Annotated in this window: 12 protein-coding genes; 6 read left to right on the forward strand and 6 right to left on the reverse strand. The window is 69.4% G+C overall.

The features are described from left to right. Window positions 1–160 precede the first annotated feature (160 nt). The 5 genes from OC490_RS46755 to OC490_RS46775 form a co-directional block, all read right to left on the reverse strand. Window positions 161–1,483, reverse strand: coding sequence for a hypothetical protein (locus OC490_RS46755; RefSeq protein ID WP_262064173.1), 1,323 nt, complete (start codon window positions 1,481–1,483; stop codon window positions 161–163). Continuing rightward, complete coding sequence (locus OC490_RS46760; RefSeq protein ID WP_262064174.1) at window positions 1,480–2,598, reverse strand: hypothetical protein; 1,119 nt, start codon at window positions 2,596–2,598, stop codon at window positions 1,480–1,482. Before OC490_RS46760 ends, OC490_RS46755 begins: the two co-directional genes overlap by 4 nt. A 152-nt stretch (window positions 2,599–2,750) precedes the next feature. Further along, window positions 2,751–3,452 (reverse strand): LPXTG cell wall anchor domain-containing protein, encoded by a 702-nt coding sequence (locus tag OC490_RS46765; RefSeq protein ID WP_262064175.1) that lies wholly within the window; start codon window positions 3,450–3,452, stop codon window positions 2,751–2,753. A 150-nt stretch (window positions 3,453–3,602) separates the two neighbouring features. Beyond that, entirely contained in the window at window positions 3,603–4,130 is a 528-nt protein-coding gene (locus tag OC490_RS46770; RefSeq protein WP_262064176.1) for an ATP-binding protein, read from the reverse strand. Window positions 4,131–4,298: 168 nt separating this feature from the next. Beyond that, entirely contained in the window at window positions 4,299–4,670 is a 372-nt protein-coding gene (locus OC490_RS46775; protein WP_262064177.1) for an STAS domain-containing protein, read from the reverse strand. Between the two features lie 279 nt (window positions 4,671–4,949). Here OC490_RS46775 and OC490_RS46780 point away from each other — a divergent pair, with 279 nt between their 5' ends. The 4 genes from OC490_RS46780 to OC490_RS46795 all read left to right on the forward strand — a co-directional run bounded on the left by OC490_RS46780 (window position 4,950) and on the right by OC490_RS46795 (window position 8,866). After that, entirely contained in the window at window positions 4,950–5,834 is an 885-nt protein-coding gene (locus OC490_RS46780) for an RNA polymerase sigma factor SigF (RefSeq protein WP_262064206.1), read from the forward strand. A gap of 188 nt (window positions 5,835–6,022) precedes the next feature. Then, window positions 6,023–7,528, forward strand: a complete 1,506-nt coding sequence (locus OC490_RS46785; RefSeq protein ID WP_262064178.1) for an RICIN domain-containing protein — start codon at window positions 6,023–6,025, stop codon at window positions 7,526–7,528. Between the two features lie 90 nt (window positions 7,529–7,618). Next, on the forward strand, window positions 7,619–8,383 hold the full coding sequence (locus OC490_RS46790; protein ID WP_262064179.1) for a DUF5995 family protein: 765 nt from the start codon (window positions 7,619–7,621) through the stop codon (window positions 8,381–8,383). 51 nt (window positions 8,384–8,434) lie between these two features. After that, on the forward strand, window positions 8,435–8,866 hold the full coding sequence (locus OC490_RS46795; RefSeq protein WP_262064180.1) for a hypothetical protein: 432 nt from the start codon (window positions 8,435–8,437) through the stop codon (window positions 8,864–8,866). A gap of 7 nt (window positions 8,867–8,873) precedes the next feature. Here OC490_RS46795 and glmS read toward each other — a convergent pair whose 3' ends face one another. Then, window positions 8,874–10,721 carry a glutamine--fructose-6-phosphate transaminase (isomerizing) gene (glmS, locus tag OC490_RS46800; RefSeq protein ID WP_262064181.1) on the reverse strand — a complete coding sequence of 616 codons (1,848 nt, stop codon included), beginning with the start codon at window positions 10,719–10,721 and terminating at the stop codon, window positions 8,874–8,876. Between the two features lie 179 nt (window positions 10,722–10,900). On the opposite strand from glmS, the gene coaA reads away from it, so the two are divergent. Both coaA and OC490_RS46810 read left to right on the forward strand, forming a co-directional pair. Continuing rightward, the gene (gene coaA / locus OC490_RS46805; RefSeq protein ID WP_262064207.1) at window positions 10,901–11,869 is read left to right on the forward strand and encodes a type I pantothenate kinase; all 969 of its coding nucleotides are present in this window, start codon (window positions 10,901–10,903) and stop codon (window positions 11,867–11,869) included. 16 nt (window positions 11,870–11,885) lie between these two features. Next, window positions 11,886–12,830, forward strand: coding sequence for a DUF389 domain-containing protein (locus tag OC490_RS46810; protein WP_262064182.1), 945 nt, complete (start codon window positions 11,886–11,888; stop codon window positions 12,828–12,830). Window positions 12,831–12,851 lie beyond the last annotated feature (21 nt).

Consider the following 12,851-nt stretch of genomic DNA (forward strand, 5'->3'; position numbering starts at 1 on the left):
CCCGGCCGCTCGCTCGCTTCTCAAACGGGCTGGAGCGGACCTAGTCAAGGGTGACCCGAAGGGTCATCGCCGCAGGCGACGCGCAGCGCAGCGGAGCGCCCTTTACTCGGTCCGCGGAAGCCCGACACTGACAAGAAGCGAGTGGCCAACCCGCACTTGTCTACCGCAGCCGCCTCCGCCCCGGCAGAAACGTAAACACCCCCACACCCAACAGAATCGCCGTACCGGACACCAGACCGAGCGCCTTGAGACCGCCATGGCTGTTGGACCCCGTCTCCGCCAGGCCGCCGGAGGTCGAGGTGGATGACGACGACGTGCTGCCTGACGCGCCGCTCGCCTGTTCCGTGGTGTCCAGGGTCAGGGAGACCTCGGACTTGGTCGGCGTGCAGGTCGTCGTCGTGCCGAGGGCCTTGACCGTCAGAACCCCGGGAGCGAGTGTCGACGTACCGCTCGCGCCCGGCTTGTACGTGCCCGTCAGATCAGGGATCTGGATCGGGTCGCCGGACTTGATGGCAGCGGAGTTCGTCGGTCCCTCCACGTGCACGGTCCCCGTGTCCGCGCCGCCGAGGACCACCTCCATCGAGGGGCTGACGGAGTTCGCCGGGATGTCGGCGGGGCTGTCCATCACCGAGCCGTTGAACTGCACGGTGAGATCGTAACTCCCGCCGTCCTTCTTCGCGTTGATCTGCACGGGCGAGGTCGCACTCTTGTCACCGAGCGGCGTCTTGCACGCGTACGGGACGGAGACCTCTTTGCCGGTGAAGTCGCTCTGGCCGGTGCCGTCGCTCGCGCTCGCGGACACCGAGTCGCTGGGGCTGCTCGACGCGGACTCGGAGGCGGACTCCGACGCCGACTCCGACGCCGACGCCGACGCGGATGTCGAGTCCGACGGGGTCGGTGACGTGCTCGACGAGCTGCCGCCCCCCGCCGTCACATCGATCGTCGCCGACGTCGGGACCGTCACCGTCGGCGCACACTTGGTGTCCGTCCCGAACGCGTTGACCGTGTACGCGTCCGGTGTCAGCGTCACCTCGCCGGCGGTCGTGAGTTTCAGGGTGCCCTTCATGTCGGACAGCGTCATCGCGCCGCCCTTGGGGATCGCCGGGTTCACGCGCGGGCCCAGCATCGCGATGGCGGCGGTCTGCGCGCCTCCCGCCTTCAAAGTCCCCGACGGCTGAACGGAGTTGGCGGGCAGGTCGATGATGTTGGGGTTCTTGGACGCGGCCTGCGTGAACTTCCACACGACGTCGACCGTGTCGCCGACATGCGCCGTGGCGGGCGCGGTGATCTCGACCTTCGTGGTGCCGTCGACCGGGTCGATGCCCGCGGGCGGCACGCAGTGGGTGGCGTAGGACACCTCGGCGGCCTGCGCGGACCCGGCGCTCATGCCGAGCAGGACGCCCGCGCCGCCGAGGATCAACGCCGTGGCCGCCGCACCCGCCCTCCGTCCGCCGGCCGGTATGACTCTCCTTCGCTTTCTCACTGAAGTCCCTTCCTGGTGGGAGTCGTTGGACTCGTCGGACTGTCGTCGTGCGGTGCGGAGAGCCGGCCGGCCGTGCCCGGGTCGGAGTCCGGGGTGAACCACGGCAGGGTCGAGGTCACAGAGGCTGTGTACGGTGCGGCCGTGCCGGACTTCGGCAGGCGCAGGGCGAGTTGTTCGGGCAGCCGCAGTCGCAGCCGTAGTCGCAGGTCCCGGTGCCGGGCCGGGCCCGTGCTGCGGCGCGCCTTGCGCGGCCGTAGCCGGTCCACCACGGCCATGCCGACGCGGAACACCGCCGCCGGTACGACCACGCAGAGGAGGATCCAGAACAGGGTCACGCCCCAGGGGCGGCCCACGCCCCACGGCTCCTCGGCGAGTACCCGGCCGCCGTATTTCAGCGAGACGCTGTAGTCGCCGTGTGCCCCGGCCGACAGTTCGACCGGGAGTTTGACCTCCGCCTTGCCGCCGGGCGCGATCGTGCCGCTGAACTGCTGGTCGTCCCACTGCGGTGCGAACACCCCGTGGGAGGTGCCGACTTGGAACACCGGGTTCTTGACGGGGGACGAGCCGGCGTTGCCGACGGTGAAGACCAGCGTGCGGGACGCCGGTGCCCCGAACCAGGTCAGCAGCCCGCTCGAACCGTCGAGGCGGGTGTCGGAGAGGACCGACAGCCGTCCGGTCGACGGCTCCGCGGGCAGTGGTTCGACCGCGTGGCCCGCCACCTGGAAGACGGCGTCCGCGGACGCGCTCGCCCCGGTCACCGTCGCCACATGCACCACGCACGGGCACGGCACCGGCGGTTCGGACACCGGGAGTTTCTTGCTGAAGACACCCTTGGCGTCGGTCGTGACGGCACGGCCGTCCGCGTTGGCACAGGAGTTGGTGCCGCCGATCACCCCGCGCGCGGGCGTGGCCTGCCCGCAGATCAGCACCATCAGCAGGGCGTGCGTCCGCCAGCCGCTGCCGGAGACGGTGATCGAACCGCCGGTCCCCGCCTGCGACTTGGAGAGCGTCACCTTCGGTCCGTCGGCCGCCGCGACCGGCGTCGCCCCCGCCAACGGCAGCAGAAGCAGCGCGAGCACCGCCACCAGCGCCGAGATCCGCACCTTGCCGCTCACATCACCGCTCCCGTCAACTCGCCTTCCTCACCCGGGGGTTCGGCCACCCGACCGTCGTCATCCGTACGACGCCGCCGACGTCGTAGCCGTAGTCGTACGAGAAGCAGCACGCTCCCGGTCGGGGCGGCTCCACGGCGGACGTGCGGGGGCTGTCAACGGCGGGCGCGGGCCGTCTGGTTGCGCCGGGTCAGCCACAGGGTGCCCGCCGCGCCCGCGAGCAGCACCGTGCCGCCGAGCGTGCCGAGGGCGATGACCGAGTCGTCGGGGCCGGTCTTGGGGAGCGTGCCGCCGGAGTCCGTACCGGTGTCGCTCCCGGTCGAGCCGCTGGATCCCGATGATCCGCCCGCCGCCGTGACGTCCAGCGTGAGGGACGGGCCGGGGCTGTTGGTGGGGGTGCACGTGGTCGTCGTACCGAGGGCCTTGATGGTGAGAATGGCCGCCGTGAACGTGACCTTGCCGCTGGCCTTCGGGGTGTACGTGCCGGTCAAGTCGTTGATTTTGATGGGGGTGTTGGCGGGGATCGCGGCGGCGTTGGCGGGGCCCGACACAGAGACCGTGCCGCTGTCGGCGCCGCCCACCTTGATGGTGGCACTGGGGCTCATCGCGCCCTTGCCGAGTTCGACGGGGCTGGAGGAGACGCCCTTCTGCCAGGACATGGTGAGCTTGTAGCCGCTGCCGCTCTTGACGCCCTTGATGTCGATGGGCGAGACGGCTGTCTTAACGCCGATCGGCGTCTGGCACTTGTAGTTGACGTCGACCACGTCGGCCCGGGCTGCGGGGGCGGCCATGAATACCGCCGAGCCGGCCAGGGCCGCGACGGACGCGAGCGCTGCGGTTCGTTTCTGGTACGACACGGTCCCCTCATTCCTGACGGCACATCAGATCGGCCGTCAAGGTACGCCCGGGGTCGTGAGGAAGGAAGACAAGGCGCACGTCGGAGTTGTGACGATCCGGCGTGCGTCGGTTTTCGGGGGAACGATGTTCTCGCGGGCGCGGCGACCGCGTTACGCCGGTGCTCCCAGCTCCGCCCACACGGTCTTTCCGGTGACCCCCGGAGTCCGTACGACTCCCCAGTCCAGGCACAGCCGCTGCACGATGAACATGCCGTGGCCGCCGGGGCGGCCAGCGCGGTGCGGGGTTCTGGGGGCGGGCTGGCCGCTGCCGCGATCGGAGACCTCGACGCGGATCACCTTGTTCTCGCAGGTGATCCACATCTCGTCCGGTCCTTCGGCGTGCAGACAGGCGTTGGTGACCAGTTCGGAGACGACGAGGAGTACGTCCTCGGCGGCGGCGCGCCGGTCGGCGCCCTCGGCGGGCAGCCAGCCCCAGGCGTACAGGGCCTGCCGGGCGAAGTCGCGGGCGAGGGGGACGACCCCGCTCTCACCCGCGAAAGCGAGTCTGCGGATCTGCCGGCCCTCGACCGGTTCGGCGTCGTCCCCGGCGGACGGCACGGAAGCGCCCCCCGCGGGCGCCCCCGTAGCGCCACCAGGCTCCGGGCGGTCGCCCGGCGGGTAGGGCCGGGTGGTGCTCATCAGCGCTTCACCTCACCGATTCACCGGTTCACGAGTCAAGAGTCGGTACGTGTTCAAGGGTCGGTACGTGTTCAACAGTCAGTACGTGGGTCAGGGGCTTTTTCGTCGCTCCGGTCGCCGACAGGTTCCGATGTTGTTCTCCTGCCCGGGCGAACCGGCAAAACACCCCTATTCGTCGGCGAGAGCGGCCTCAAGGGTGTCGTGGACCGTGAAGACCGCATCCGCCCCCGTGATCTCGAAGACGCGCGCCACCGCGGGCTTCATCCCCACGAGGTGCACTCCGCCGTCTGCGGCCTCCGCCTTCAGTCGCGCGCCGAGCAGTACGTTCAGGCCCGTGGAGTCGCAGAACTCCAGCCGTGAGCAGTCCACGACGAGCCGTGCGTACCCGTGGGCGAGCAGGTCCTCCAGTGGTTCGCGCAACAGATCGGCGGTGTGGTGATCCAACTCACCGGCCGGTGTCACGACGGCGCTGAGGCCCTGCTTCCGCACCTCGACCAGAAGCCGGCCAGACTGTGCGCTGCCGACCGTGCCGCGGTCCATGCCGTCTCTCTCTCCCGAGGTCGTGGCTGTTGACGTTCGCCCTGGAACACTACGCCTTCCTCACACTCTCCGACACCCGAACAACCGCCCATAAGTGGACATATGGATACACAGCGCACTTGCGGCGGGCTCCGGAAACCGGGTAGGGCTAGTAGAGACAACTGTTTGGACATTGGACACCCGATACGACCGACCGACACGACCGGCTTTGGAGGCGCCGCACTCCGCAGTGCACGCACCGGCTTCGGCAGCCATATGCCGAGAACGATGGAGGACACCATGTCACCCCGGCTCGACGCATCGCCTACCCCGACAGCGACGTCGACACCCCCACCGGCACAACTGGATCCCAATCCCATCATCGAGGGGCTCCCGGAGATCCCCCCGTACGACGAGGTCGGAGCCGTCGACGCACGCGCTCTGTCCAAGACTCTCTTCGAGCGGCTGGAGTCCCTCGAAGAAGGCACGCACGCCTACTCGTACGTCCGCAACACGCTCGTCGAACTCAACCTCGCGCTGGTCAAGTTCGCCGCCTCCCGCTTCCGCTCGCGCAGCGAGCCGATGGAGGACATCATCCAGGTCGGCACGATCGGCCTGATCAAGGCGATCGACCGCTTCGAACTCAGCCGCGGCGTGGAGTTCCCCACCTTCGCGATGCCCACCATCGTCGGTGAGATCAAGCGCTTCTTCCGCGACACCTCGTGGTCCGTGCGCGTCCCGCGCCGACTGCAGGAACTCCGGCTCGACCTGGCGAAGGCCGGCGACGAACTGGCCCAGCAACTCGACCGCGCCCCCACCGTGGCCGAACTGGCCGAGCGCCTGAAGCTCTCCCGCGACGAGGTCGTCGAGGGCATGGCGGCATCAAATGCCTACACCGCCAGCTCACTTGACGCCCAGCCCGAGGAGGACGACTCCGAGGGCGCGCTCGCGGACCGCATCGGCTACGAGGACCACGGGCTCGAAGGCATCGAGTACATCGAGTCGTTGAAGCCGCTGATCGCCCAACTCCCGCAACGGGACCGGCAGATCCTCTCCCTGCGCTTCGTCGCCAACATGACGCAGTCGGAGATCGGCGACGAACTGGGCATCTCGCAGATGCATGTGTCGCGACTGCTGTCGCGAACGCTGGTACGCCTGCGGAAGGCACTGACGGTCGAGGAGTAACCCTCCCCCGCCCTCCTTCGCCTGTGCTGAGCGCGGCGCGCGTGTGCGTGCGCCGCGCTCAGGCGTTCCCCGACCTCGGCACTACCGGGTTACCCACAGAAACCTCTTTCCCCGCCGGTCACCTTCCACCACTATGGTCACCCGACAAACTGGCTGGTACGTCAGGACCGGCGCGAGGAGACGGGTGAATGGTTCACTCCGAGGAGTACGGCGGTGCACACGCCGACGCTTCCGACGCGCGGCTCACGGAACTGCTGCGCGCCGGCACGTCCACGGTCTATCCGGCGCTCCAGGAACTCCGCACCCGGCACCAGCCGTCCGTGCTGTCCTACGCCCGCCTGTGCACCACGAGCGAGTCGGCGGCACGGCAGCTGGCGGCGCAGGCGTTCACCCTCGCGGCCCGCGAGACGGCGCGCGGGGTGGACCCGGCGGTCCCCTGGCGGCACCAACTCCTGCTGCTGACAGGGCGGGTGGCCATCTCGTGGTCCCTCGACGACCGCTCGACCGGCCTGGATTCCGGCCTCCTGCTGCTCCTGAACACGGCGGCCCCGAAGCCCACCATGCTCCCGGCCTTCCAGTCCCTCCCCGCCCGCACCCAGGGCCTGGTCTGGTACGGCGTCGTCGAGCGGGAACCGGAAGCCGTGACCGCCGCCTTCCTCGGCCTCACCCACCAGGACGTCGTCCACGGCACCGAACGGGCCCTGCAGGCCATGGCCCAGGCCTGTCTGAAGTCCCGCCTGGCCGCCTCCGACGACCCGCGCTGCGGTGACTTCCGGCGTCTGATCGAGGAGTCGGTACGCCCCGACAACCCCCGCGACAGCGCCGACCTGCACGCCCACATGGCGCACTGCGCCCACTGCACGGGCGCGTACGAGGAACTGACGGCGCTGCGGGACGCTCCGCGGGCGACGCTGGCGGAGGGGTTGCTGCCGTGGGCGGGGGCGTCGTACGCGCTGCGGAACCGCGCCGAGGTGAGGGGCAACGCCCTGGGGACTCCCGCGACTTGGGCGCCCTCCACCTGGTCGACCTCGCGCCGCCTGGTGCTGGCCTCGGCGGCTCTGGGTGTGGCGTTGGTGCCGCTGCTGTTCTTCCTGCTGCGGCCGGGCGACTCGCCGCATCCGGGCGCGGCGGCGGCCACGGTGGCGATCCCGTCGACCCCGTCCGAGGTGACGGTGACGGCGACGGTCCCGGTGACACCCTCGACGTCACCCTCCAAGTCACCGTCCCCCACGCGGAGTTCGAAGCCGACGCACTCGGCAGGCCCCAGCCCCACCCCTTCTCCGATCACTCACGCGCCCGACGGCACCTACGCCCGGATCGTGAACGTCTCCACGGGCCGGTGCCTGGACATCCGGGACGGCGAGCTGACGGAGGGCACGGATGTGATCACAGCCCCCTGCGCCTCGTCCGACACCCAGCTGTGGCGCGTGGATTCGACCCGCGGGGTGGTGCAGTCGTCCGCCGACTCCGACCTATGCCTGGACAGCCGGGGGTCCGTGGACAAGGGGGTCGGCATCTGGGAGTGCGATTCGGTGGACGGGAGTCACGGCGAGAACCTGCGGTTCACGGTGGACGACGACGGGGTGATCCGCCCGGCGATCGCGATCTTGACCGGGATGACACCGGACGGCGGTGACGGGGTTTCGCTGGTGCCGTTGACCGGGGGCGCGGAGCAGCGGTGGCGGGCGGGGTGAAGCACGCATGTGCGTGTGAGCCGTACCGCAGCCGTCGGTATCGGTGAGACTGGGCAGTCCGAACCATGGCTCCGACAAAGGGAGTTGGGCATGACGGCACAGAACATCGACGAGGTCGTGGACGGGCTTGCCGAGATCGTGCGGGAGGCGACCCGCACCGGTGACCGGATCGGATACTTCGCGGCGCTCTACCGACAGGTGACCGTCGAGATCCGCAAGGCCATCCACGAGGGACGGTTCGAGGACGGCGCCCGCATGGACCGTTTCGACACGCTCTTCGGCAACCGTTACTTCGACGCCCACGACGCCTGGCTCCGCGACCGCAGCGGACCGCGCTGCTGGCGCGAGACGTTCGGCCTTCTCGACGACTCCGACACCGTCATCGTCCAGCACCTGATCCTCGGCGTGAACGCGCACATCAACCTGGACCTGGCCGTCGCCGCCGCGCGGACCGACCCCGGCACGGACATCCATGCCCTGCAGCACGACTACCTGCTGATCAACGACATCCTGGCGCGAGTGGTGCTGGCGGTCCAGGACTCGGTAGACGCCCTGTCACCGCTCCTGTCCCTGCTGGACCGGGTCGGCGGTCGCACCGACGAACAGATCCTCGACTTCAGCATCGTCCAGTCCCGCCAGGAGGCATGGCACAACACCGTCCTGCTCGCCGGCCAGACCGAAGCGGAACAGGAGTCCACCATCGACCGCCTCGACATCCGAGCCGCCGTGCTCGCCCGCCTGATCGCCCGCCCGGGCGCCCTGGTCCGCCCGGCCCTGGAACTGATCCGCCACACGGAGAGCGACGACGTGGCGGCGGTCATCACGCACCTGGACGGTGCGATGGAGCGTGCTTGACCCGGGCGCCCGGCAGATGCGGGGAGTTGATGTGCGCCTAGTCTGTGGGACATGCATCAGGGCCGATGGCGCGACCGGCGTCCAACGCATCGACCGGAACCGGCCCGGCACCCGGCTCCGGTCCCGGTCGTCGCGGGGGCCGATGTCGTGATCGTCGGCTGTTTCTCCGGCAGGCAGAAGGACTGCGGCGCGCTGATGGATTCGGCGGCGCGGGAGTTGGAGACTCGCGGTGCGCGGGTCGTGGGTCGGATCGTGCAGCGGCGTGGTGTCTCGGACGGCGGGGCGAGGAAGATGGCGCTGCCGTTCTCCGCACGGACTCTGCTGACCTACGGGAAGGTCCGGGAAGCCGCGCTGCTCTGTGAGCAGACCGCCGCCGGAGCGGCGGTCTTCGTGACTCCTCTTACGCCGCGTCAGCGTCGCGCGTTGACCGGCATGCTCGGCTGCCCCGCCGTAAGTCTCGCCGGAATCCTGGCAGTTGGCTGAAGGCCGCTCACTCCACCGTCACCGACTTCGCCAGGTTCCGCGGCTGGTCCACCTCGTTGCCGCGGGCGGTGGCCAGTTCGCAGGCGAAGACCTGCAACGGGACGGTGGCGACGAGGGGTTGCAGCAGGGTCGGGGTGGCGGGGATCCGGATCAGATGGTCGGCGTACGGAACGACCGTCTCGTCGCCCTCCTCCGCGATCACGATGGTCATCGCACCCCGCGCCCGGATCTCCTGGATGTTGGACACGATCTTGTCGTGGAGGACGGAACGGCCGCGCGGGGAGGGAACGACCACCACGACCGGCATGCCCTCCTCGATGAGCGCGATCGGCCCGTGCTTCAACTCCCCCGCCGCGAAGCCCTCGGCGTGCATGTACGCCAACTCCTTGAGTTTCAGGGCGCCTTCGAGAGCGACGGGATAGCCGACGTGCCGTCCCAGGAACAGCACCGTGTTCTTCGACGCCACCGAGCGCGCCAACTCCCGTACCGGCTCCATGGTTTCCAGCACCCGTTCGACCTCGCCGGAGATCTGCGCGAGGTCGCGGATGACGGCCTGGATCTCGTCGCCCCACTTGGTGCCCCGCACCTGGCCGAGATACAGGGCGACCAGGTAGCACGCCACCAGCTGCGTCAGGAACGCCTTCGTGGACGCCACGGCGACCTCCGGGCCGGCGTGCGTGTACAGCACCGCGTCCGACTCACGGGGAATCGTCGAGCCGTTGGTGTTGCAGATGGCCAGCACCTTCGAACCCTGCTCACGGGCGTGCCGCAGCGCCATCAGCGTGTCCATCGTCTCGCCGGACTGCGAGATGGCGATGACCAGGGACCGCGCGCCCAGGATCGGGTCCCGGTAGCGGAACTCGCTCGCCAGCTCCACCTCGCACGGGATGCGTGTCCAGTGCTCGATGGCGTACTTGGCGATCAGCCCGGCGTGGAAGGCCGTACCGCAGGCGACGATGACGACCTTGTCGATCTCCCTCAACTCATGGACGGGGATGCGGACTTCATCCAGCGTGAGCAGGCCCGCCGCATCGATCCGCCCCAACAACGTGTCGGCGACCGCCTTCGGCTGCTCGGCGATCTCCTTGAGCATGAAGTAGTCGTAGCCGCCCTTCTCGGCAGCGGAGGCGTCCCAGTCGACGTGGTAGGAGCGGACCTCGGCCGGGGCGCCGTCGAAACCGGTGACCGTCACCCCGTCGCGGCGCAGTTCGACCACCTGGTCCTGGCCCAGTTCGATCGCGGACCGCGTGTGGGCGATGAACGCGGCGACGTCGGAGGCGAGGAAGGCCTCGCCCTCGCCGACACCGACCACGAGGGGCGAGTTGCGGCGCGCGCCGACGACCACGTCCGGCTCGTCCGCGTGGACGGCGACCAGGGTGAACGCGCCCTCCAGGCGCCGGCACACCTGCCGCATCGCCTCCGCGAGGTCCGCGCACGCCGAGAACTCCTCGGCCAGCAGATGCGCGACCACCTCGGTGTCCGTGTCGGAGGCGAGATCGTGCCCGCGTTCCGTCAACTCGGCCCGCAGACAGGCGAAGTTCTCGATGATGCCGTTGTGGACGACGGCGACCCGGCCCGCGTTGTCGAGATGAGGATGCGCATTCGCGTCCGTAGGGCCGCCGTGCGTGGCCCAGCGTGTGTGCCCGATGCCGGTCGACCCCGCCGGCAGCGGCCGGTCAACCAGTTCCTTCTCCAGATTGACGAGTTTCCCGGCCTTCTTCGCCGCCGCCAGCCCGCCGTCCGCGAGCACGGCGACGCCCGCCGAGTCGTAACCCCGGTACTCCAGTCGCTTCAGTCCGGCCATCACCACATCAAGCGCCGACTGCGACCCCACGTATCCCACGATTCCGCACATGCGCGGCAGCCTAGGCGCCGGGGACCGCCCGAACACGGCACTTCGTGCCCGATTTCGGAAATTTCGGCCGCCGGCAGAAGTGTCTGCTACGGCTTCCGGACACCCGGGGTGACGCACCCCACCCACCACCCCGTTCAAACTCCGTTAACAATAGACTGGTGATCTCTCCGGTCTCCCCGATGCCCCGGAGCGCCCACCGGCACAAGCCGGAGGCGACTCCCTACGTCGACCTCACCCGAGCCGAGTGGAGCGCGCTGCGCGACAAGACACCGCTGCCGCTCACCGCCGACGAGGTCGAGAAGCTGCGCGGCCTCGGTGATGTCATCGACCTCGACGAGGTGCGGGACATCTACCTCCCGCTGTCCAGACTCCTCAACCTCTACGTCGGCGCCACGGACGGCCTCAGAAGCGCCCTGAACACCTTCCTGGGCGAACAGGGCTCCCAGTCCGGCACCCCGTTCGTCATAGGCGTCGCGGGGTCGGTGGCCGTAGGAAAGTCGACCGTCGCCCGGCTGCTGCAGGCGTTGCTCTCCCGTTGGCCCGAGCATCCGCGCGTCGAGCTGGTCACCACCGACGGGTTCCTGCTGCCCACCCGGGAGCTGGAGGCCCGTGGGCTGATGTCGCGGAAGGGGTTCCCGGAGTCGTACGACCGGCGGGCGCTGACCCGTTTCGTCGCCGACATCAAGGCGGGCAAGGACGAGGTCACCGCGCCTGTCTATTCGCATCTCATCTACGACATCATCCCTGATCAGCGGCTCACGGTCCGCCGGCCCGACATCCTGATCGTGGAGGGGCTGAACGTGCTGCAGCCCGCCCTCCCCGGCAAGGACGGCCGCACCCGCGTCGGTCTCGCCGACTACTTCGACTTCAGTGTGTACGTCGACGCGAGCGCCGAGGACATCGAGCGCTGGTATCTGAACCGGTTCCGCAAGCTGCGGGCCACCGCGTTCCAGAACCCGGACTCGTACTTCCGCAAGTACACCCAGGTCTCCGAGGACGAGGCCGTGGACTACGCCCGCACCCTCTGGCGGACCATCAACAAGCCGAACCTGGTGGAGAACATCGCCCCCACCCGGGGGCGCGCCACTCTCGTCGTCCGCAAGGGAACCGACCACAAGGTGCAGCGGCTCAGCCTGCGCAAACTGTGACGGCTACCCTGCCCGCATGCTGCACCTGCGCCTGATCACCCCCACCGACCGGACCGACGACGTGGTCCGGCTGATCGAGACGACCGTCGGCACCACGCATCTCGTCGTCCTGCCCGGCGCCGCCCGCAACCCGACCGGCGACGTCGTCATGTGCGACGTCGCCCGCGAGGCCGGTGACGAACTCATCGGCGGGCTGAGGGAGTTGGGGGTCGACCGGACCGGCTCGATCGCCGTCGAGAACATCGACCTGTCGTTGTCGGAGCGGGCCGACACGGCTCAGGACGAGGCGCCGGGCGAGGGCGCGGACGCGGTGCTGTGGGAGCACCTGGCGGACGCGACGCACGAGGAGTCGACGCTCAGCGTCACCTATGTCGCGTTCCTGGCCGTCGCCACGATGCTCGCGGCCTGCGGTGTGATGCTGGACAACGCGATCCTGATCGTGGGCGCGATGGCCGTGGGACCGGAGTTCGGGCCGCTCGCGGGGATCTCGACGGCGCTGGTGCGGAAGGCCCCGCAGCTCGTGTGGCGGTCGCTGTGGGCGCTGCTCGCCGGGTTCGCGGCGGCCATGGTGCTGACGGTGGGCTTCAGTTGGCTGCTGGACGCCTTCGGACTCTTCGAGAAGTCCATGGTGGAGGCGGCCCGGCCCAACACCGCCTTCATCTGGAAACCCGACTGGATGTCCTTCGTCGTGGCGTTCCTGGCCGGTATCGCGGGCACGCTGTCGCTGACGTCCGCGAAGTCCGGTGCGCTGATCGGGGTGGCGATCTCGGTGACGACCGTCCCGGCCGCCGCGAACGCCGCCGTCGCCTTCAGCTACCGGGACTACTCCCAGACGTGGGGCTCCACTTGGCAGTTGCTCGCCAACCTCGGCGGAATCGTGGTGGCGGGCACGCTCACGTTGCTGGCCCAGAAGGCGTTCTGGGCCTGGCAGCGCGAGCGCACCACCGCTCGACTCACCTGACCGGCCGCCGGCTCAACTCGC

It is taken from the genome of Streptomyces sp. STR69, assembly GCF_024519455.1.
In the GTDB taxonomy this organism is placed as follows: domain Bacteria; phylum Actinomycetota; class Actinomycetes; order Streptomycetales; family Streptomycetaceae; genus Streptomyces.

Bases quoted from the DNA above. Each gene is read 5' to 3' on its own strand.
- OC490_RS46785 (WP_262064178.1), top strand. From the start codon at position 6,023: ATGGTTCACTCCGAGGAGTACGGCGGTGCACACGCCGACGCTTCCGAC.
- coaA (WP_262064207.1), top strand. From the start codon at position 10,901: ATGCCCCGGAGCGCCCACCGGCACAAGCCGGAGGCGACTCCCTACGTC.
- OC490_RS46770 (WP_262064176.1), bottom strand. From the start codon at position 4,130: ATGAGCACCACCCGGCCCTACCCGCCGGGCGACCGCCCGGAGCCTGGT.
- OC490_RS46810 (WP_262064182.1), top strand. From the start codon at position 11,886: ATGCTGCACCTGCGCCTGATCACCCCCACCGACCGGACCGACGACGTG.
- OC490_RS46790 (WP_262064179.1), top strand. From the start codon at position 7,619: ATGACGGCACAGAACATCGACGAGGTCGTGGACGGGCTTGCCGAGATC.
- OC490_RS46780 (WP_262064206.1), top strand. From the start codon at position 4,950: ATGTCACCCCGGCTCGACGCATCGCCTACCCCGACAGCGACGTCGACA.
- OC490_RS46795 (WP_262064180.1), top strand. From the start codon at position 8,435: ATGCATCAGGGCCGATGGCGCGACCGGCGTCCAACGCATCGACCGGAA.
- glmS (WP_262064181.1), bottom strand. From the start codon at position 10,721: ATGTGCGGAATCGTGGGATACGTGGGGTCGCAGTCGGCGCTTGATGTG.
- OC490_RS46775 (WP_262064177.1), bottom strand. From the start codon at position 4,670: ATGGACCGCGGCACGGTCGGCAGCGCACAGTCTGGCCGGCTTCTGGTC.